Source organism: Pseudomonas sp. LBUM1657 (assembly GCF_059716075.1).
This window is the reverse complement of record NZ_CP166799.1, coordinates 4,590,074-4,608,467: the sequence shown is the minus strand read 5'-3', so window position 1 is coordinate 4,608,467 and position 18,394 is coordinate 4,590,074. Positions and strand designations below refer to the sequence as shown.

Below are 18,394 nucleotides of genomic sequence, written 5' to 3'. Positions count from 1 at the left end.
TCATGGCCCAAGGGCAGAGTATTCAATGGCTCGACGACTATTCGGTGCAAGCCTAGAATAATTACTTAATTTTTTGGTTGAGCGCTCATGCTTCCTGAATGTCAGCTGTTCGGCACCTTGGGGTGTCATCTCTGTGAAGTGGCCGAAGCCATGTTGATGGAATTTGTCGAACGCGGTCTGCTGGTGGAACTGGTGGATATCGCTGACGACGAAACATGGTTCGAAGCTTACAGCCTGCGTATTCCGGTGTTACGGCGGGTCGATACCGGCGCAGAGCTGGGCTGGCCGTTCTCCTCCGACCAAGTGGTAGCCTTCCTGCGTTAAGCGATTTTGCGATGCCCGTGCTCCCGTCCGTCGAACTTTTGCGATTGATCCCTTGGCTTAATCGGCGTTGATCGGATACTGTATGCGCATACAGTTATGCGCAATGCCTGCCGGGCAGGCGGCTCGGGCGTGAGAGGGATGAATCGTGGTCAATGTCGAACAATTGAAGAACAGCGTGAACCGGATGTCGGCAGACGTGGTGCGCGAGGCTGTCCTCGAATTGCGTCTGGATGGCCTGGTCACGGAAGGAAAAACCCCCTTCAATAAACTGCATTTCAATACCTGTTTTGCCGAAATCGAAGCCTTGTTCCAGCGTGCGGGCTATCACAAGCAGCTGGATGTCGTGGGTTATCAGGGTTTGTTGTATGCGCTGTATGACCCGGGGCGCTGGGAGGCGGTCGATGTGTTGCGCTGGCTCAAGGAGTTCACCGAAGCGGCAGCGCGCACGCAGGTACCGGCTTGAGGATTCTCTTCTAGGTTCAGTCCGGTTGCTGTTGGATAATGTTGCCCTGTATTGAGGGTTAGAGCTTTCGTATGTCCATTTCGTCTTTTTCTGCTGCACACAACCAGGCCAGCACGCTCTATTTGCCGCCGGGTTCGTGGCAGACCGTACTCGATTGCCTGTGCGAACACTTCAGCGCCATCGGTCGTGAACAATGGCTGGACAGGATTGCACGCGGTCGTGTCCTCGATGGTCACGGCCTGCCGATCACCTTGGATCTGCCTTACAAGGAAGGGTTGCGGATTCACTATTTTCGGGAAGTGCCGGACGAAAAGCCGATCCCGGTGGTCGAGTCGATTCTGTACGCGGACGAGCACCTGGTCGTGGCGGACAAGCCGCATTTTCTGCCAGTGACGCCGGCCGGTGAATACGTGGAGCAGACTTTGCTGAGGCGGTTGATCCGTCGACTGGATAACCCGAATTTAGTGCCGTTGCATCGTATTGACCGGCATACGGCGGGGCTGGTGCTTTTTTCCGCCAACCCTCGGAGTCGTTCAGCGTATCAGTCGTTGTTTCCTACTCGACAGATCGAAAAGCGCTATGAGGCCATTGCCCCAGCGTTGCCTGAGCTCACTTTTCCACTGGTCTACAAGAGCCGGCTTGTCGATGGCGAGCCGTTCTTCCGCATGCAGGAAGGCCCTGGCGTCAGCAATACCGAGACGGCGGTCGAGGTCAGGGAGAAGAGCGGTGATCTGTGGCGTTATGCGCTCTACCCGGTGACGGGCAAGAAGCATCAGTTGCGGGTGCACATGACCGCCTTGGGCGCGAGTATCTGCAATGACCCGTTTTACCCGCAAGTGCTCAAGGATGTTGAGGATGATTATGCCAATCCTTTGAAGCTGCTCGCGCAGGGGTTGCGGTTTGTAGATCCAGTCACAGGCCAGGAAAGAGACTTCGAAAGCGCCATCACTCTGCAATGGTAAGCACTGTTCTTCAGCCACGAAAAAGCCCGCATAACGCGGGCTTTTTTGTATCCGGTTGACGCCGTAAAGATTACAACTCTTTAACGGTACGAACCTGATCCTTGTTGACACGGGTTTGTTTGCCATCCAACTGCTCGAACTCGTAGAAACCCGATTCGTCATCGTATTGTGGTGCGTCGACGGCCTGGATTTCGCGACCGTCATTCAAGGTGATCACTGTAGGCGATGCGCAACCTGCAAGGGTCGCGAGGCCCAATGCGAGCATGAAAGTGGCGAGGGTCCGTTGAGTCATGAGTGTGTCTCCGAATATGAATTCTTTTAGTTACTGAGCTTGAGACGTGCGCGACACGCGCAAGTTCCTTCTCGTGTCAGTCTGACACACTGCCGTGTGTACTTAACAGTTCCGGCGTATTCAAATTGGCCAGGCGAGGATCGTTGTCGGGACATTGCAGGGCGTTGGCGCCCAGCTTGCGCATGAGACGACCCGGGCTGCGCTCCCCATCGTGCCAGGCACTTTCGAACGCTGCCGAGAGTGCTACGGGGATAATGCACAGCAAGGGCTCCCAGTGATCATCATGGCGTAGCATCAACGGTTGGTCCGGATGCTGGTTGGCAGCTTCGCGCATGTTCTGGAGCAGGGCGGCATCGATACGCGGCACGTCACAGGGCAATACCATCAGATGCGTATGGCGAGCGGCCTTCAGGCCTGCGCGAATACCGGCCAAGGGGCCCGGGAAGTCGCCTTCGTCGTCATGGACCAACTGGTCGGCGTAGGGCGCATATTTTTCCAGGTTTCTGTTGCAGGAAATAATCAGGTCATCAGTCAACGAGCGGGTCTTGCGATGCAAATGCGCAATCAGCGGCTCGCCGTGCCATTCCAGCAACCCTTTGTCCTGACCCCCCATGCGTTGGCCACGTCCTCCCGCCAGGAGCAGAATGGAGCAGGGCGGAAAATGTGTATTCGATGTCATGGCAGGTCTCCATGGGGGCGGCGGAAAAATGGGGCGCTGTGATATAACACCGGGCTGTTTCTCCTACAACTGGACGAGCCTATGAAAGCCAAGGCTGATGTACCTTTCGCGCCGCTGAACATCGCGGTGCTGACTGTCAGCGACACCCGTACCCTGGAAACCGATACTTCGGGCCAGGTCTTCGTCGACCGCTTGAGCGCCGCAGGTCATAACCTGGCGGCCCGGGTGCTGCTCAAAGATGACCTGTACAAAATCCGCGCGCAAGTCGCCAACTGGATTGCCGACGATGTGGTGCAGGTGGTGCTGATCACTGGCGGCACCGGCTTCACGGGGCGTGACAGCACTCCAGAAGCGGTGAGCTGCCTGCTGGACAAGCAGGTCGATGGTTTTGGTGAACTGTTCCGGCAAATATCGGTTGCCGATATCGGCACCTCGACGGTCCAGTCCCGGGCCCTGGCCGGTCTGGCCAATGGCACGCTCGTTTGCTGCCTGCCGGGTTCGACCAATGCCGTTCGCACCGGTTGGGATGGCATTCTCTCCGAGCAGCTGGATTCGCGTCACCGTCCGTGCAATTTCGTGACTCATCTGAAACAGGCGGCACCCTGTGAATCCCGCGGGTAAGCCAGGCAAGGCGGGCGCTCTGATGGCTGTCGAGGTGGCCTTGGCACGCTTGCTCGAAATGGCCGAAGCCTCACCGATTCGTGAGCGCGAGCGCTTGCCGTTGGCACAGGTTCAAGGCCGCGTGTTGGCCGATGACCTGATCTCGACGCTCGATTTGCCGCCTTGGCCGAACAGTGCCATGGACGGTTACGCCTTGCGCATGGCCGACTGGACGGGCGAGCCGATGGTCGTCAGCCAGAAGATTTTCGCCGGTCAAGCGCCGGAGCCCTTGAAGCCCGGTACCTGCGCACGAATCTTCACCGGTGCGCCTGTGCCGGCAGGTGCCGACTGCGTCGAGATGCAGGAAAACGCCGAGGTCCAGGCGGATGAGCGAGTTCGTTTCATCGAAACGATGAAGTCGGGACAAAACATCCGTCCACAAGGCCAGGAAACTACCGTCGGTGAGTTGATACTGCCCGCCGGTACGCGCCTGGGGCCGATCGAACAGGGACTGGCTGCATCCCTGGGGTGCGCCGAGCTGGAGGTGATTCGCAAAGTTCGCGTTGCGGTTCTGTCTACTGGGGATGAATTGATTGAGCCAGGTCAGGCGTTGGGACCAGGGCAGATCTACAACAGCAATCGAGTCTTGCTCTGCAGCTGGTTGCAGCGCATGGGTTGTGAGGTGATCGACGCAGGTATTCTTCCGGATGATTTAGCGACCACTCGTGCCCGTCTTGGCGAATTGAAGGATGTCGACCTGATCCTCTCGACCGGTGGCGTATCGGTGGGGGAGGCGGACTTCCTGGGCATTGCCTTGCGGGAAGACGGCGAGTTGACGTTGTGGAAACTCGCCATCAAACCCGGCAAGCCGCTGACGTTCGGTCATTTTCGCGGCGTACCTGTGATTGGTTTACCCGGCAACCCGGCGTCGACCCTGGTGACCTTTGCATTGTTGGCAAGACCCTATCTCCTGCGCCGTCAGGGCGTCAAAGAGGTTGAGCCCCTGAAGATTCAGGTGCCGGCAGGATTTGCCTGGCCAAAAGCAGGCAATCGGCGCGAGTACTTGCGTGGACGTCTGGAGAATGGACGGGCAATCATCTACAAGAATCAGAGCTCCGGTGTGCTGCGCAGCGCCGCCTGGGCCGATGGTCTGGTTGAGGTATTGGAGGAGCGCACGTTGATCGAAGGTGACTGTGTAAACTTCATCCCGATGAGCGAAGTTCTGAGCTGATCCCTGCCGCTGTCTTATCACGCCAACCCGGTTGATCGAACCGGGTTTTGCGTTCATGGGTGGCCCTTAAGACGCCAGGAGTGTCACGACCTGGTCGAAACGGCTATTGGCGATCCAGGCCAGAAGCCCGAGGACCACGGCTGTTCCGCCAGCGGAATAGGCAAGGCGGTGCTTGATGGATTTGACGTCACCACGGACTTCATCCATGTCTCGTCGGATGTATTTGAGGTGTGTCTCCAGTTCAACGACGCGAGGTTCCATATTCACTTCTCCAGTGGGTTTTGCGCTGTCTTTGAATTCAGCTTGATGATTGGTGCGTTTTTCTGCGAATGGTGCGACCGGAATGACCGGTGACCGGAGGTTTTGGCTTTGCATGGCACGTCCCTGTGTATTTCTGCTGATGGCTGATAACCGCAGACACCAAAGTGTACCAATCGCACTTATCGGTCAATTGAGCCGATTCCTCACGTTTTGTAAGAAAAATCCCGCCTTGTAGGACTCAAGACTGCGCGACTCGAAATAATTGAATTTCTTGCGACTTTTATGAAGGGTAATGGGGTCAACATCTTCCATACGGACTCAATCATGGGAGTGACAACAATGAGCGAACGCAAGGCGCTGTTGATTCTGCATGGCAAGCAGGCGCTCAACGAGGCGGTTCGTGCTGCCGTCGAGGGCAAGCGTCAACAAGGTTGGGAGCTGGCCGTTCGACTGACCTGGGAGGCGGGCGACGCACAGCGGCTGGTGAATGAAGCGTTGCAAGCAGGCTATAGGCACGTCATCGCGGGCGGCGGTGACGGCACCTTGCGTGATATTGCCGAGGCCTTGGCGGCGCATTCGACGCCGGCCAGCCTGGTGCTGTTGCCCCTGGGGACGGCCAATGATTTCGCGCGTGCCGCCGGTGTGCCGCTGGAGCCCGCTGAGGCACTCGATCTTCTCGACATTGCCCCCAGTGCCATTGATCTGGGAGAGGTCGGTGGGCAGGTGTTTCTGAACATGGCTACGGGTGGTTTTGGCAGCCAGGTCACGGCAAACACCTCGGAGGACCTGAAAAAAGTGCTCGGAGGCGCGGCTTACCTGTTCACGGGTTTATCACGTTTCAGTGAGCTGCATGCCGCCTATGGCGAATTGCAGGGACCGGATTTCCATTGGAGTGGCGAGTTGCTCGCATTGGGCATCGGTAACGGCCGCCAAGCTGGCGGTGGTCATGTGCTGTGCCCGCAGGCACTGGCGGACGATGGTCTGCTGGACATCAGTATTCTGCCTGCGCCGCAGGAAGTGGTGGGTACGTTGAAAACTTTGCTGGCTGACGGATTCGGTATCGACAACATGTTTGTGCGCGCACGCTTGCCATGGGTCGAGATCAAGGTCGCGGAAGGCCTTTATATCAACCTCGATGGTGAACCTCTGGAGGGCGAAAATCTGCGGTTTACTGCGCGTCCGGCGGCACTGCGGGTGCATTTGCCCGAGAACTCGCCGCTACTGAGTGCGTCCGCAATAGCTAATCATCCAGACTGATGATCTGCTCGCGCACGGCAAACAGCACCAGGCCTGCCACGTCGTAGATCTGCAGGCGCTTCATGATCTGCGAGCGATGGGTTTCGACTGTCTTGATGCTCAGGCCCAGGCCATTGGCGATTTCCCGGGTGGATTTTCCGCGGACAATCAATCGCAGGATTTCCAGCTGTCGTGCCGTCAAGTTGTGAGAGTCGGCGGGCTCCGGCTGGTGTTTCTGGGACCGGGTCAGCGCCTGGGTGATGACGGTGTGGGCGATGGCCGGGCTCAGGTAGCGTTCGTTGTTACGCAAGGCATCCAGGGCATGTTCGAGTTCGGTGGCCGTGGTGTCCTTGAGCAGGTAGCCATGGGCGCCGGATTCCAATGCCTGCATGATGAGGGCCGGGTCGGTGTGCATTGACAGGATCAGCACTTTGCTCTGCGGGCGCACTCGCTTGAGTCGCTGCAATGCTTCTAGGCCGCCGGTTTCCTTCATGGAAATATCCAGCAGTACGATGTCCGGAGACAGTTGCTCGACCATTTCGAGCAACTGTGAGCCGTCATTGGCCTCGCCGATTACCGCGTAGCCGGGAATATCCAGCACCAGGGCGCGTACGCCTGCCCTGATAAGCGAGTGGTCATCCACCAGAAGTAAGTTACAAGTCAATGCATAACCTTATTCGAACTGGCCCGTTCGAGCGCACGAGGCGCCCAGGGGAAGAGAGCTTCGATTTGAGTGCCTTTGCCCGGTTCGCTGGTCACGCTCAATGTGCCGCCCAATTGATCGATGCGTTCGGACATCCCGGCCATACCGCGTTGTCCCTCGCGACCCGGATCTGTCGCTGGCGCGAAACCCAGACCATCATCGCTGATCAACAGCGCCAGGCCCTGCGGCAGTCGTTGCAGGCGGACCAGCAAATTTTTTGCATCGGCATGGCGCAATATATTGGTCACCGCTTCCTGGGTAATTCGAAAGGCGGCGAGGGCCATTTCCTCCGGAATACCCGTCAAGCGTTGATGGCATTCCAGGCTCCAGTGCACCGACGTATTGGCCAGTGTCTTAAGCAAGTGCGCACGCAGGCTGGCTTCAAGACCGAGGCTGGCCAACTGCCGAGGATTCAGAATGGCCGATACATTACGAACTTTGGCCAGGGTTTCGTCCAGCGTGTCACAGAGCATTGAGCATTGCGCCTGAAGTTCTTCGGGCATCCGGCGTTTGAGCCATTCACTTTGAAGTTTTGCGGCGGTCAACAATTGGCCGATGTCGTCATGCAGTTCCCGACTGAGCCGGTGACGCTCGTTTTCCTGAACCTCCAATAATCGGTCGGCCAGTTCCTGGGGTTGAAATTTTATCGACTTGAGCGAGATTCGATGCTGAACCCAGACAGCTGTCAGCATCGCAATATTGAGCACCAGCAGGCTCAGTGGCAGCCGAGCGGACAGGCTGTAGACCAGAAGGCTGCCCAGCGCCGAACAGGTACACAGCAACAGCGTGAACCGGCGCGCGTTTGTTCGTGAGGTTGGCCATTGGATGATTGACTTGAGGCTGGCGTACATAGCGGATGGAGCCAATGGATGTTCGCTGCGGGAAGACCGGTCATGGTGAATGATGGGTCTCGGTGTGGAGATACTCTGCCATTAATTGACGTCAACTAATGGGCGGCATAATACCACTTAAGATACCGTTGGTCGCGTTTGGTATATATATCCGCAGAGTCAGGAAACATGAGTTTCTGGAAGGTAGTTCCACAATGGAAAAAGTTGTGCAGCGGGAATGGTTTATTTGTTTCGAGTTGTCGTTGGCAGATATGAAATCTTCAATTGCGACATAACCGTGCACAAGTTGGTGTGCCGGTCATGGCAATAAAAAAACGGGGCACGGCATAAATTTGATGAATTTAAGCTTGCCGACCTGAATAGGAAACGAGCGTGAACGGTTTGGAATTAGTGGGTGGCTGAAACTGACTGTGTCCAACCTGAAAAGCAAAAGCTTCGATGAGAGAAGTCTGCTCACTGTCGTCAAGGGTGAGTTGGCCCGTGGTCTGATCGATGAGCTCGAGCTGCCAGGCGATCAACGTCAGGCAATCTTTCAGCGCCCCCAGGGCCTGATCGTGCAGATCCATGTGGTTCTGGGCATGGTTCAGCAAGCCATGAATATGTAGCGAAAACTCCGAAACGGCGGCCAGTGCAAGGGCATCCGCCTTGCTGGACAGTTTGAGGAGGTTGCTGAGCATGCAGTCGATGGCGTCCTTGTCATTGCTGATCAGTTGCAAATGACAGAGGCATTCCTCGGTTTTAGCCAGGAGCATTTCAGCTTCTACGAGAAACTCTGGGAGCCGTTGAGCCCACTGTTTACGATCGTTCGGCATGTTTATCTCCACAACGTCATGTCAAATGAGGGAATGCCGTGTGTGTCGTCGAGCCGGCCGGCCTGGGTGCAGGCGGGGAAACACGAGAGGGTGGATGGCCACTGACCTGCGATCGCACACAAAAGCCTGACTCCGTTCATGCAATGAGAATGGCGTCACATTAATGGCTATTAGATATTGCGAATATCAGGTTGGGCCTGATTGTTACTAGGGGAATCCCTTACACAGGGGAACCAAACGCACGAACCATGGTCGTGTCGTCGGAAATGAAGCGGATGAAATCACAGCGCCAGTAAAGCATGATGTTAATGTGACATCAATGCCTGAGCATGGCATTTTGTGTGGGGGTCAAGGTCCGGCAACAACAGCCGATAACCCCCTTTAGTGAATTCATCAGAACAAGCCCAGGAGTCATTGATGGCCGGCATTCTCGACACGGTAGACCAACGCACGCAACTGGTGGGTGAGAATCGCCTGGAAATTCTCATGTTCCGGCTGGCCGGGCGACAGTTGTTCGCGATCAACGTCTTCAAGGTCCAGGAAGTGCTGCAACTGCCGAAGCTGACTCTGATGCCCCAGCGCCATCCCTTTGTTTGCGGCGTGGTCAACCTGCGTGGCCAGACCCTGCCGGTGATCGATCTGTCCCAGGCCATCGGCATGCGTCCGCTGGTGCCAAGTCCCACCAGTACGATCATCGTGACCGAGTACAACCGTTCGGTGCAGGCGTTCCTGGTCGGTGGCGTCGACCGTATCGTCAACATGAACTGGGAAGCCATCCTGCCGCCGCCGGCCAGCGCCGGTCGCCAGCACTACCTGACGGCCATCAGCAAGGTCGACGATCAGTTGGTGGAAATCATCGACGTCGAAAAAGTCCTGGCCGAAATCGTCCCGTACAACGCCAAGGTGTCGCGCGAAAAACTCGACGATCCGGTTCTGGAACGTGCCCGTGGCCGCGAAGTGCTGCTGGTGGACGATTCCAACGTGGCCCTGTCGCAATTGCGCGACACCCTCGGTCAGTTGGGCGTGAAGATGCACATTGCCAGCGATGGCTTGAAGGCGCTGAACATGCTCAAGGCCTGGGCCGATACCGGCGTTTCCATGACTGACAAACTGCTGATGGTCTTCACCGATGCAGAAATGCCGGAAATGGACGGCTACCGCCTCACCACCGAAATCCGTAACGACCCGCGGCTGCGTGGCCTTTATGTGGTGCTGCACACGTCGTTGTCCGGCAGCTTCAACGACTCGATGGTCAAGAAGGTCGGTTGCGACAACTTCCTCTCCAAATTCCAGCCGGACAAACTCGTCGACGTGGTGCGTCAGCGCCTGATGCTCGATGAAGTGCCTGCCTGATTCCGACACGAGCGATCAACCGGTGGGAGCAGACTTGCTCGCGAAAGCGGTAGGACAGTCAGCTTAAATGTTGAATGTTGAACCGCCCTCGCGAGCAAGCCCGCTCCCACAAGGTGTGCAGTGTCCAATTCTCAGCCTTTGATTCGGCGACCAAGCTCGTATAGGGTGGCATTTTTTGCCCACCAGGGAGCTGGCCATGCTGCGTCTGAGCGCGCTTTACCGTTATCCGTTGAAATCCGGCAAGGGCGAGTCCCTGCAGCAGATCGGTCTCGACATGCTGGGCCTGGATGGTGACCGACGCTGGATGCTGGTGGACGAAGCCAGCGGGCGCTTCATGACCCAGCGTACGGTGGCGCAGATGAGTCAGCTGTCGGCGTTGTGGAATGCCGACGGTGGCTTGACCCTCAGTGCCCCCGGCCGTTCAGCGATCGATATCGCCTTGCCCACCAGTGATGCCGAGTTACGTGGCGTCACCATCTTCCGCGACACCTTGCGTGTGCCCGATGCCGGTGACGCGGCGGGTGCCTGGCTCAGCGAGTTCATTGGCAAGCCGACGCGCCTGGTGCAAGTGCCCGTTGAACGTGCGCGGACCACTCAGGCCGGTTATGGCAAGGACGACGATAAGGTGGCCTTCGCTGATGGCTTTCCGCTGCTGCTGATTGGGCAGGCGTCGCTGGAAGACTTGTCGCAAAAGGTCGGGCGTCCGCTGGAGATGCTGCGTTTTCGACCGAACCTGGTGATCGAAGGCAGCGACGCGTATGCCGAGGATGGCTGGAAGCGCATTCGCATCGGCGATGTCGAGTTCCGTGTAGTCAAGTCGTGCTCACGTTGCATTCTGACCACGATCGACCCGCAGACCGGCGTGCGCAGCGAAGATCGCGAACCGTTGGCGACGTTGCAGAAATACCGTTCCGAGGCCGACGGCGCGATGTTCGGGCAGAACCTGGTCAATGATGGTAATGGCCGGCTTGAAGTCGGCATGCCGGTGACCATCCTCGAATAAAAGCCCTTGAAATAAAAATGCCCGTGTCCAAGGACACGGGCATTTTTTTTGTCGCTGTGAACCCTCGGGTTTAGCCGCGGTATTCGCACAGGTAAGCGGTGTCGACGGCCACTTTCAGCTGGAACTTGCTGTTGGCAGGCACGTTGAACTGACTGCCGGCGGCGAAGGTTTCCCAGTCGGTGCTGTCCGGCAGTTTAACGCTCAGGGCACCGGTCACCACGTGCATGATTTCACGCTGGCTGGTGCCGAATTCGTATTCGCCCGGTGCCATGACGCCGATGGTCGCCGGACCTTCAGCGGTGCCAAAGGCGATCGACTTGACGGTGCCGTCGAAGTACTCGTTGACTTTAAACATGGGCGATTCCTCGAAAAGGGCTTAAAAGGGCCGGCCAGTATGCACAAGGGACCCGGCGCCGTCACCTCTCCAAAGGAGGGAGAATCTGCGGTAACAGACGCGCCGTATTGCGCGCATCTTCCAGCGCCCGGTGTTGCTGGCCATTGAATTGCAGGCCAGCCAGTTGCAGGGCGCCGTTGAGCCCGAGCGGACGCTCCAGTCGACGGGCCTTGGCAAAACGCTGTTTGAGGTTCATGTGCGGAAGGCGGCTCAGGGCGCTGTCGAGCTGCAGGCGCTGCCATTCCTGAAGCAGCTGCTTGCGATCGTAGTCGCCCCAACTGACCCAGCCTTCCAGATGCGAATGATGTGGCCCCAGCCACTGCTCGAACGACGGCCAGACCTCGGTCAGCGGCTCGGCCGCATCGACGTTGGCCTGGGTGATGTGCGTCAGCTCCCGGCAAAACGGCGTCAGCAGTGGCCGCCGCAGTGGCCGCACGAAGCGCTGGAAATGATCCACTTCACGCCCTTTGCGGTCCACCAGGGTGGCGCCGATTTCGATAATTTCCATTTCCGTTACTGGCCAACCACCGTCATCGGTGGTGGCTTCCAGATCAATGACCAGCCAGTGAGGCATCGCAGGGTTCCTGGTATCCGCGTCCTGATAGGGCTTGAGCGTAGCCAAACCCGGCGGATCCGCCTAGCGGCTTATTCGACCTCCAACAAAATCTGACGATTTTTCACCTGATCGCCGACCCTGACCTGCAAGCGCTTGAGCACCCCGTCGATGCCCGACTTGAGCGGATGCTCCATTTTCATGGCTTCCAGCACCACCAGTAACTGACCTTTGCTGACCGGGCTGCCCTCACTGACCAGTACATCAACGATCGCGCCGTCCATCGGTGCCTTGAGAGTACCGGTGCTGACGCTGGCCTGGCGACTGATCAATGCCTGGGTTCGATCCTCCAGCCGTAGACTGCCAGGGCGGGTGAACAGCCAAAGCTGCCCGGCCTCCAGACGATAGGCATGCCGCTGCCGGATACCGTCGATTTCCAGGGTGGTCCGGCGTCCGTCGCACTGGATCACTTTCAGCTCAAGGGTCTGGTTGGCGACTTGAATCCGGTACGGTTCGCCAGGTACAGCGTTCAGTTCCACCGGCCAATCCTGATCTTCCTGGCCGATCCGATAGTGCAGGGGCACGCTGGCGTTACTGCGCCAACCGGCCAGGGGCGGGCGATGAACCTGGGCCGATGCCTGATAGAACAGTGCCACGGCGATCGCCAGTTCTTCGGCGCTCGGTGCATGGGGATGCAGGCAGGGATGGTCAGAAAAATGCTGCGGGATGAAACCGGTGCTGAACCCGCCACTGATAAATTGCGGGTGTTCCAATAGGCTGGCGAGCAAGCGCTGGTTGCTTTGCATGCCCAGCAGCACGCTGTCCTGCACCGCCCGCAGCAGCTTGCGCCGGGCTTCTTCGCGAGTAGCGCCATGGGCAATGATCTTGCCCAGCAGCGGATCATAGAAAGCGCTCACGTTCTGACCTTCGATCAGGCCGTGGTCGAACCGCACGCCGTCCTGCAGCGCGGGTTCCCAGGTCGCGATACGCCCGGTTTGCGGCAGAAAACCCTTGGCCGGGTCTTCGGCATACAAGCGCACTTCCATGGCATGGCCGTTGAGCTGCACCTGTTCCTGACGCAGCGGCAGCGGTTGTCCTTCGGCGATGTTCAATTGCCAGGCCACCAGGTCCAGCCCGGTGATCAGCTCGGTCACCGGGTGTTCCACTTGCAGTCGGGTGTTCATCTCCAGAAAGTAAAATCGGCCCTGCGCATCCAGCAGAAATTCCACCGTGCCGGCGCCGACGTAATTGACCGCGCGACCGGTCTTGAGCGCCGCTTCACCCATGGCCTGGCGCAATTCGGCGGTCATCACCGGGCAGGGGGCTTCTTCGATGACTTTCTGATGCCGTCGCTGGATCGAACAGTCGCGCTCCCCGAGGTAGATCAGGTTGCCATGGTGGTCGCCGAACAATTGAACTTCGACATGACGGGGATCGATCAGCGCCTGTTCGAGGATCAGTTCGTCGCTGCCAAATCCGTGCTGCGCTTCGGAGCGCGCGGTGCGGATCTGCTCCAGCAGATCACCGGCGTCGTGCACCAGACGCATGCCGCGCCCACCGCCGCCGGCGCTGGCCTTGATCATCAGCGGATAGCCAATACGCGCGGCTTCGCGGGTCAGGGTCGCGTCGTCCTGTTCGGCGCCTTGATAGCCTTTGATGCACGGCACGCCTGCGTTGATCATGGCGACTTTCGAGAGGCGCTTGCTGCCCATCAACTCAATGGCTTCGGGGCTGGGGCCGATGAAGGTGATGCCGGCGTGGTGGCAGGCGAGGGCGAATCCGGCGTTTTCCGAGAGAAAGCCGTAGCCGGGGTGAATCGCGTCTGCACCGGTGCGCCGGGCGGCGTCGATGATCGCCGCAATGTTCAGGTACGACTGCTGCACTGGCGCCGGGCCGATGTTCACGGCTTCGTCGGCCATTTGCACATGCAGCGCATCGGCGTCGGCATCGCTGAACACGGCGACCGTGCGGTAACCCAGCGCCTGGGCGGTGCGCTGGATGCGGCAGGCGATTTCACCGCGGTTGGCGATCAGGATTTTTCTGAATCCGGGCATGGGTTCTTCCCTTGGGTTTTGCTGTGAATGTGCGGGCCTCTTCGCGAGCAAGCCCGCTCCCACATTGGATTTGTATCGGTCACAAAACCCCTGTGGTAGCGGGCTTGCCCGCGAAGCTTTTAAAGAGCCCACCCCGGTTTACGTTTTTGCACGAAGGCCATGGTCCCTTCGACTCCTTCAGCCCCGGTCACCGCTTCGCTGAACCACTGCGCCGCTTCATCCAGCAATGCACCCGATGGCTGCCCGGCACTCGCCAGCAAGAGTTTTTTGGTCAGCGCATTGGCCCCCGGTGCGCAGCACAACACATGCGCCAACACCTCATCGAGGCGCTCGGCCAGCGCTTGCGCGTCATGCTCGACAAAATGCACCAGCCCCATGCGCCGCGCCTGTGTACCGTCGAAACGCGCGGCGGTCAGGGCCAGTCGACGGGTCTGGGTCAAGCCGATGCGCTGGACCACGAACGGCGCGATTTGCGCCGGCAGCAGGCCGAGGCTGGTTTCCGGCAGGCCGAACTGCGCCTGATGATCGGCCATCGCCACGTCGCTGACGCAGGCGAGACCCAAGCCACCACCGAGCACCGCGCCTTGTAGCACCGTGATGACCACCTGCGGTGCGTGTTGCACTTCTTCAAGCAGCGCGCCGAACGCACGGTTCAGATCGCGGTAAGCCGTTGGACCCTGGGCACGGGCATTGGCCATGTCCTTGATGTCGCCGCCGGCGCAGAAGTGCCCGCCGGCACCGCCGATTATCAGGGCTCGAATGTCTCGGTCATCGCGCACTGACGCCAGCACCGCGCGCAGTTCGGCAACCATCTGCAAGCTCATGGCATTGCGGGTTTCCGGGCGGTTGAGGGTGATGTGCAGGACGCCGTTATGCAGCTCCAGCAACAGGGTCTGGTAAACGGGCAGGGTGCTCATTTCTTTTTCCCCGGCAGGATACCCATGAGTTTGCAGATGATCCCCAGCATGATTTCGTCGGCCCCGCCGCCGATCGACACCAGCCGCACGTCGCGGTAAGCCCGGGCCACCGGGTTGTCCCACATGAAGCCCATGCCGCCCCAATATTGCAGGCAACTGTCACTGACTTCGCGCCCCAGCCGCCCGGCCTTAAGTTTGGCCATGGACGCCAGACGCGTGACGTCCTGGCCTTTGATGTATTGCTCGGTGGCCTGATAGACCAGCGCCCGCAGGCATTCGATTTCGGTTTGCAGTTCCGCCAGACGAAAGTGAATGACCTGGTTGTCGATCAGCGCATTGCCGAACGTTTTGCGTTCCTTGCAGTACTCGATGGTGCTGTCGATGCAGTACTCCAGGCCTTTGATCATGTTTGCCGCGCCGAACAGGCGTTCCTCCTGGAACTGCAACATCTGCATCATGAAACCGGCGCCTTCATGGCCGATGCGATTGCGCTGCGGCACACGAACGTTGTCGAAAAACACCTGGGCGGTTTCCGAGCTGCGCATGCCGAGCTTGTCCAGGTGCGAGCTCAGGCTAATGCCGGGGGTGTTCATCGGCACCATGATCAGCGATTTGTTGATGTGCGGCTTGTCGTCCGAGGTGTTGGCCAGCAGGCAAATAAAGTCGGCGCTTGGCGAGTTGGTGATCCACATTTTGCTGCCGTTGATCACGTAGTCATCACCGTCCTTGCGGGCGGTGGTTTTCAATCCGGCCACATCGGAACCGGCGCCGACTTCAGAGACGCCGATGCAGCCGACCTGTTCGCCGGTAATCGCCGGCCTTAGAAATTCTTCGCGCAATTCATCGGAGCCAAAACGCGCCAACGCCGGGGTGCACATGTCGGTCTGCACCCCGATGGACATCGGAATACCACCGCAATGAATGGTGCCGAACTCTTCGGCAGCGACGATCGAATAGCTGTAGTCGAGCCCCATGCCGCCGAACTTTTCCGGTTTGGAAATCCCCAGCAGACCCAGTTCGCCAGCCTTGCGGAAGATTTCGTGGATCGGAAAGCGCCCAGCCTTTTCCCATTCTTCGACGTGCGGGTTGATCTCATGATCGACGAACTGGCGGACGGTGCGACGCAGTGCTTCGTGTTCCTGGGTGAAGATCATTTTTATTGTTCTCCTCTGATCCGTATTGATCCCGCTCTTATTAAAAGCGCGCTACACCAAAACTGTTGGCTTGCAACGGACGCACTTCGGCCTCATGGCAAATATCCAGCAAGTACCCAAGCAACGTCCGCGTATCCCGCGGATCGATCAACCCGTCGTCCCACAGACTGGCGCTGCCATAGAGCGCGGTGGACTGACTGTCGAGTTTTTGCGCGGTGACCTGTTCCAGCATGTCGAGCATTTTCGGGTCGGGCACCAGGCCGTCCTTGGCCTGTTTGGCCTCGGTAACGATCCGTAGCACCTTGCCCGCCTGGGCGCCGCCCATCACCGCGGTGCGGCTGTTGGGCCAGGCGAAGATGAAGCGCGGGTCGAGGCCGCGGCCGCACATGGCGTAGTTGCCGGCGCCATAGGAACCGCCGACAACGATGGTCAGTTTAGGCACCCGGGCATTGGCCACCGCCTGAATCATCTTCGCCCCATGCTTGATCACGCCTTGCTGTTCCGATTCGGTGCCGACCATGAACCCGGTGGTGTTGTGGAAAAACAGCAGCGGTGTCTGACTCTGGTCGCAGAGCTGAATGAACTGCGCGGCCTTGCTCGCACCCTTGGGCGTGATCGGGCCGTTGTTGCCGATGAACCCGCAGGCGCGGCCCTGAATCTGTAGATGACCGCAGACGGTCTGCTGATCGAACTCACCCTTGAACTCGAGGAAGTTCGAGCCGTCGGCAATACGGGCGATGATCTCGCGCACGTCGTAGGGTTTTTTCGGGTCATCCGGGATCAGGCCCAGCAGTTCGTCGATGGGGTAGAGCGGTTCTTCCCACCGACGTTCAGGTAACCATGACAGCTGATCGTTCCACGACAACAGGCTGACAATCTCGCGCACCAGGCGCACGCCGTCGGCGTCGTTTTCGGCGAGGTATTCGGCGGTGCCGGCGGTTTGCGCATGCATCTCGGCGCCGCCCAATTCTTCATCGGTGGCGACTTCACCGGTCGCCGCTTTGAGTAGTGGAGGGCCGGCCAGAAACAGCTTGGCTTTGCCGCGCACCACCACCACGTAATCCGATAATCCCGGTTGATAAGCGCCGCCCGCCGTGGCCGAGCCGTGGACCACGGTGATCTGCGGCAGGCCCATGGCCGACATCCGCGCCTGATTGGCAAAACTGCGCGCGCCTTCGACGAAAATTTCCGCCGCATAGTTGAGGTTGGCACCGCCGCTTTCGGCGAGGGTGATCACCGGAAGTTTGTTCTCCATGGCGATTTGTTGCAGGCGCAGGGATTTTTTCAACCCGCTGGGGGAGATGGTCCCGCCCTTGATGGCACTGTTGTTCGCCACCACCAGTACGCGAACACCGGACACATAGCCGATCCCGGCGATCAACCCGCCACCGGCCGAGCTGCCGTCCTTGTCGTCGTGCAGTTTGTAGCCGGCCAGGCTCGCTAGTTCGAGGAACGGTGCGCCGGGGTCCAGCAGCAGGTTGAGGCGTTCCCGGGGCAGCAGTTGCCCGCGCTTGTCGAACCTGGGTTTGGCCTCGGCCGCCTTGTTCAGCAGGTTTTGCTCGAGCTGGCGGACTTGCTCGATGCCCACCAGCATCGCCGCGCGGTTACGGGCGAACTGTTCACTGAAGGGGTCCACTTGCGACTGGATGATCGGCATGGCTTATTCCTTGTCCTTGAGCACGTCCGGCTGCAATACGTCTGGAAGGTATGCACGATGGAAGCCGTTGTACGACTCACTGTTCGTCGCCTTGTGAATCGGCCATGCGCGCCCGCCCAGGCTTGCCGCACCATCAATGCGCAAGGTGCTGCCGCTGATAAAACCCGCCGCCGGGCTGAGCAGGAAAACGATCGCCGCGCTGACTTCCGATTCAGTGCCGATGCGTTTGAGTGGCACGTGTTCGCGCAACGTGGGAATCACTGCTTTGAACGCGCCTTCGTAAGTGTCCATGCCGCTCGACGCGATCCAGCCCGGCGCCACGGCATTGACCCGCACTCCGGCGTAACCCCATTCGAACGCGGCAGTCTTCGTGAGGTTGTCCATACCCGAGCGCGCCGCGCCCGAGTGGCCCATGCCGGGCATGCCGCCCCACATGTCGGCGAGCATGTTGACGATGGCGCCGCCGTGCTTGCTCATGGATTGATTGAAGACTTCCCGGGCCATCAGAAAACCGCCCACCAGGTTGGTACGCATCACGGTTTCGAAACCCTTCTGATTGATCGAGGCCAGGGGCGAGGGGTATTGCCCGCCGGCATTGTTCACCAGACCGTGAATCGGGCCATGCTCGCGGATCAGTTCGCTGACCAGATACCTGACCGCTTCTTCTTCGCGAATATCACAGGCCTTCCAACTGGCTTTACCGCCGTCTTCGGCAATCTCGGTCGCGACGGCTTTCAACTTGTCGACCTTGCGTCCGATCAACAGCACATGGGCGCCGAGGGCTGCCAATTCGTGGGCGGTGCAACGGCCAATGCCGCTGCCGCCGCCGGTGACGATAATAGTTTGGCCAGCAAACAAATCGGCTTTGAAAATCGAATCGTAGGCCACGGCGGCA

Annotated in this window: 21 protein-coding genes; 8 read left to right on the top strand and 13 right to left on the bottom strand. The window is 58.9% G+C overall.

Going from position 1 to position 18,394, the window contains the following annotated elements; genetic code table 11:
• The first annotated feature begins 87 nt into the window (after positions 1 to 87).
• From ACA055_RS21205 to ACA055_RS21195, 3 genes are all read left to right on the top strand, one after another.
• On the top strand, positions 88 to 324 hold the full coding sequence (locus ACA055_RS21205; protein ID WP_497680431.1) for a glutaredoxin family protein: 237 nt from the start codon (positions 88 to 90) through the stop codon (positions 322 to 324).
• A 145-nt stretch (positions 325 to 469) separates the two neighbouring features.
• Entirely contained in the window at positions 470 to 787 is a 318-nt protein-coding gene (locus ACA055_RS21200; protein ID WP_497680430.1) for a transcriptional regulator, read from the top strand.
• Positions 788 to 858: 71 nt separating this feature from the next.
• Entirely contained in the window at positions 859 to 1,749 is an 891-nt protein-coding gene (locus ACA055_RS21195; RefSeq protein WP_497680429.1) for a pseudouridine synthase, read from the top strand.
• 70 nt (positions 1,750 to 1,819) lie between these two features.
• Here the strand turns inward: ACA055_RS21195 and ACA055_RS21190 are convergent, their stop codons facing one another.
• Both ACA055_RS21190 and mobA read right to left on the bottom strand, forming a co-directional pair.
• Positions 1,820 to 2,041 carry a YgdI/YgdR family lipoprotein gene (locus tag ACA055_RS21190; RefSeq protein WP_497680428.1) on the bottom strand — a complete coding sequence of 74 codons (222 nt, stop codon included), beginning with the start codon at positions 2,039 to 2,041 and terminating at the stop codon, positions 1,820 to 1,822.
• A gap of 76 nt (positions 2,042 to 2,117) precedes the next feature.
• Positions 2,118 to 2,720, bottom strand: a complete 603-nt coding sequence (gene mobA, locus ACA055_RS21185) for a molybdenum cofactor guanylyltransferase MobA (RefSeq protein ID WP_497680427.1) — start codon at positions 2,718 to 2,720, stop codon at positions 2,118 to 2,120.
• 81 nt (positions 2,721 to 2,801) lie between these two features.
• Between mobA and moaB the strand changes: the two genes are divergently transcribed.
• Both moaB and ACA055_RS21175 read left to right on the top strand, forming a co-directional pair.
• Positions 2,802 to 3,341, top strand: coding sequence for a molybdenum cofactor biosynthesis protein B (moaB, locus tag ACA055_RS21180; protein ID WP_497680426.1), 540 nt, complete (start codon positions 2,802 to 2,804; stop codon positions 3,339 to 3,341).
• Complete coding sequence (locus ACA055_RS21175; protein WP_497680425.1) at positions 3,325 to 4,551, top strand: molybdopterin molybdotransferase MoeA; 1,227 nt, start codon at positions 3,325 to 3,327, stop codon at positions 4,549 to 4,551. Before moaB ends, ACA055_RS21175 begins: the two co-directional genes overlap by 17 nt.
• A gap of 66 nt (positions 4,552 to 4,617) precedes the next feature.
• Here the strand turns inward: ACA055_RS21175 and ACA055_RS21170 are convergent, their stop codons facing one another.
• A complete protein-coding gene (locus ACA055_RS21170; RefSeq protein ID WP_497680424.1) occupies positions 4,618 to 4,926 on the bottom strand; it encodes a hypothetical protein in 309 nt (102 codons plus the stop codon).
• 225 nt (positions 4,927 to 5,151) lie between these two features.
• On the opposite strand from ACA055_RS21170, the gene yegS reads away from it, so the two are divergent.
• Positions 5,152 to 6,069, top strand: coding sequence for a lipid kinase YegS (gene yegS / locus ACA055_RS21165; protein WP_497680423.1), 918 nt, complete (start codon positions 5,152 to 5,154; stop codon positions 6,067 to 6,069).
• Here yegS and ACA055_RS21160 read toward each other — a convergent pair.
• The 3 genes from ACA055_RS21160 to ACA055_RS21150 all read right to left on the bottom strand — a co-directional run bounded on the left by ACA055_RS21160 (position 6,053) and on the right by ACA055_RS21150 (position 8,414).
• Positions 6,053 to 6,712, bottom strand: a complete 660-nt coding sequence (locus tag ACA055_RS21160) for a response regulator (protein WP_497680422.1) — start codon at positions 6,710 to 6,712, stop codon at positions 6,053 to 6,055. The two genes, yegS and ACA055_RS21160, sit on opposite strands and share 17 nt — an antisense overlap.
• Entirely contained in the window at positions 6,709 to 7,602 is an 894-nt protein-coding gene (locus ACA055_RS21155) for a sensor histidine kinase (protein WP_497684459.1), read from the bottom strand. The genes ACA055_RS21160 and ACA055_RS21155 overlap by 4 nt, the downstream gene beginning before the upstream one ends.
• A gap of 341 nt (positions 7,603 to 7,943) precedes the next feature.
• Positions 7,944 to 8,414, bottom strand: a complete 471-nt coding sequence (locus ACA055_RS21150; protein ID WP_497680421.1) for a hypothetical protein — start codon at positions 8,412 to 8,414, stop codon at positions 7,944 to 7,946.
• Between the two features lie 417 nt (positions 8,415 to 8,831).
• On the opposite strand from ACA055_RS21150, the gene ACA055_RS21145 reads away from it, so the two are divergent.
• Together ACA055_RS21145 and ACA055_RS21140 are read left to right on the top strand one after the other, a co-directional pair.
• Entirely contained in the window at positions 8,832 to 9,767 is a 936-nt protein-coding gene (locus ACA055_RS21145; protein WP_109633560.1) for a chemotaxis protein CheV, read from the top strand.
• Positions 9,768 to 9,963: 196 nt separating this feature from the next.
• The gene (locus ACA055_RS21140) at positions 9,964 to 10,770 is read left to right on the top strand and encodes an MOSC domain-containing protein (protein ID WP_497680420.1); all 807 of its coding nucleotides are present in this window, start codon (positions 9,964 to 9,966) and stop codon (positions 10,768 to 10,770) included.
• A 70-nt stretch (positions 10,771 to 10,840) separates the two neighbouring features.
• On the opposite strand, the gene ppnP is transcribed toward ACA055_RS21140, so the two are convergent.
• The 7 genes from ppnP to ACA055_RS21105 form a co-directional block, all read right to left on the bottom strand.
• Positions 10,841 to 11,125, bottom strand: coding sequence for a pyrimidine/purine nucleoside phosphorylase (gene ppnP / locus ACA055_RS21135; protein WP_403103937.1), 285 nt, complete (start codon positions 11,123 to 11,125; stop codon positions 10,841 to 10,843).
• Positions 11,126 to 11,186: 61 nt separating this feature from the next.
• Positions 11,187 to 11,738: a 3'-5' exonuclease gene (locus tag ACA055_RS21130; protein ID WP_497680419.1), complete on the bottom strand. Its 552-nt coding sequence runs from the start codon at positions 11,736 to 11,738 to the stop codon at positions 11,187 to 11,189.
• A gap of 71 nt (positions 11,739 to 11,809) precedes the next feature.
• Positions 11,810 to 13,771, bottom strand: coding sequence for an acetyl/propionyl/methylcrotonyl-CoA carboxylase subunit alpha (locus ACA055_RS21125; protein WP_497680418.1), 1,962 nt, complete (start codon positions 13,769 to 13,771; stop codon positions 11,810 to 11,812).
• Between the two features lie 119 nt (positions 13,772 to 13,890).
• Positions 13,891 to 14,688, bottom strand: coding sequence for an enoyl-CoA hydratase/isomerase family protein (locus tag ACA055_RS21120; RefSeq protein ID WP_497680417.1), 798 nt, complete (start codon positions 14,686 to 14,688; stop codon positions 13,891 to 13,893).
• The gene (gene atuD / locus ACA055_RS21115) at positions 14,685 to 15,842 is read right to left on the bottom strand and encodes a citronellyl-CoA dehydrogenase (RefSeq protein ID WP_497680416.1); all 1,158 of its coding nucleotides are present in this window, start codon (positions 15,840 to 15,842) and stop codon (positions 14,685 to 14,687) included. Before atuD ends, ACA055_RS21120 begins: the two co-directional genes overlap by 4 nt.
• Before the next feature lie 40 nt (positions 15,843 to 15,882).
• On the bottom strand, positions 15,883 to 17,499 hold the full coding sequence (gene atuC / locus ACA055_RS21110; RefSeq protein WP_497680415.1) for a geranyl-CoA carboxylase subunit beta: 1,617 nt from the start codon (positions 17,497 to 17,499) through the stop codon (positions 15,883 to 15,885).
• Positions 17,500 to 17,502: 3 nt separating this feature from the next.
• Positions 17,503 to 18,387 (bottom strand): SDR family oxidoreductase, encoded by an 885-nt coding sequence (locus tag ACA055_RS21105; RefSeq protein WP_497680414.1) that lies wholly within the window; start codon positions 18,385 to 18,387, stop codon positions 17,503 to 17,505.
• Between the last annotated feature and the right edge of the window lie 7 nt (positions 18,388 to 18,394).

Coding starts and splice junctions, on each gene's coding strand:
- ACA055_RS21125 (WP_497680418.1), bottom strand. CDS start 13,771: ATGCCCGGATTCAGAAAAATCCTGATCGCCAACCGCGGTGAAATCGCC.
- moaB (WP_497680426.1), top strand. CDS start 2,802: ATGAAAGCCAAGGCTGATGTACCTTTCGCGCCGCTGAACATCGCGGTG.
- atuD (WP_497680416.1), bottom strand. CDS start 15,842: ATGATCTTCACCCAGGAACACGAAGCACTGCGTCGCACCGTCCGCCAG.
- ACA055_RS21205 (WP_497680431.1), top strand. CDS start 88: ATGCTTCCTGAATGTCAGCTGTTCGGCACCTTGGGGTGTCATCTCTGT.
- ACA055_RS21130 (WP_497680419.1), bottom strand. CDS start 11,738: ATGCCTCACTGGCTGGTCATTGATCTGGAAGCCACCACCGATGACGGT.
- atuC (WP_497680415.1), bottom strand. CDS start 17,499: ATGCCGATCATCCAGTCGCAAGTGGACCCCTTCAGTGAACAGTTCGCC.
- ACA055_RS21170 (WP_497680424.1), bottom strand. CDS start 4,926: ATGCAAAGCCAAAACCTCCGGTCACCGGTCATTCCGGTCGCACCATTC.
- ACA055_RS21155 (WP_497684459.1), bottom strand. CDS start 7,602: ATGTACGCCAGCCTCAAGTCAATCATCCAATGGCCAACCTCACGAACA.
- ACA055_RS21150 (WP_497680421.1), bottom strand. CDS start 8,414: ATGCCGAACGATCGTAAACAGTGGGCTCAACGGCTCCCAGAGTTTCTC.
- ACA055_RS21190 (WP_497680428.1), bottom strand. CDS start 2,041: ATGACTCAACGGACCCTCGCCACTTTCATGCTCGCATTGGGCCTCGCG.
- ACA055_RS21120 (WP_497680417.1), bottom strand. CDS start 14,688: ATGAGCACCCTGCCCGTTTACCAGACCCTGTTGCTGGAGCTGCATAAC.
- yegS (WP_497680423.1), top strand. CDS start 5,152: ATGAGCGAACGCAAGGCGCTGTTGATTCTGCATGGCAAGCAGGCGCTC.
- ACA055_RS21140 (WP_497680420.1), top strand. CDS start 9,964: ATGCTGCGTCTGAGCGCGCTTTACCGTTATCCGTTGAAATCCGGCAAG.
- ACA055_RS21195 (WP_497680429.1), top strand. CDS start 859: ATGTCCATTTCGTCTTTTTCTGCTGCACACAACCAGGCCAGCACGCTC.
- ppnP (WP_403103937.1), bottom strand. CDS start 11,125: ATGTTTAAAGTCAACGAGTACTTCGACGGCACCGTCAAGTCGATCGCC.
- ACA055_RS21145 (WP_109633560.1), top strand. CDS start 8,832: ATGGCCGGCATTCTCGACACGGTAGACCAACGCACGCAACTGGTGGGT.
- mobA (WP_497680427.1), bottom strand. CDS start 2,720: ATGACATCGAATACACATTTTCCGCCCTGCTCCATTCTGCTCCTGGCG.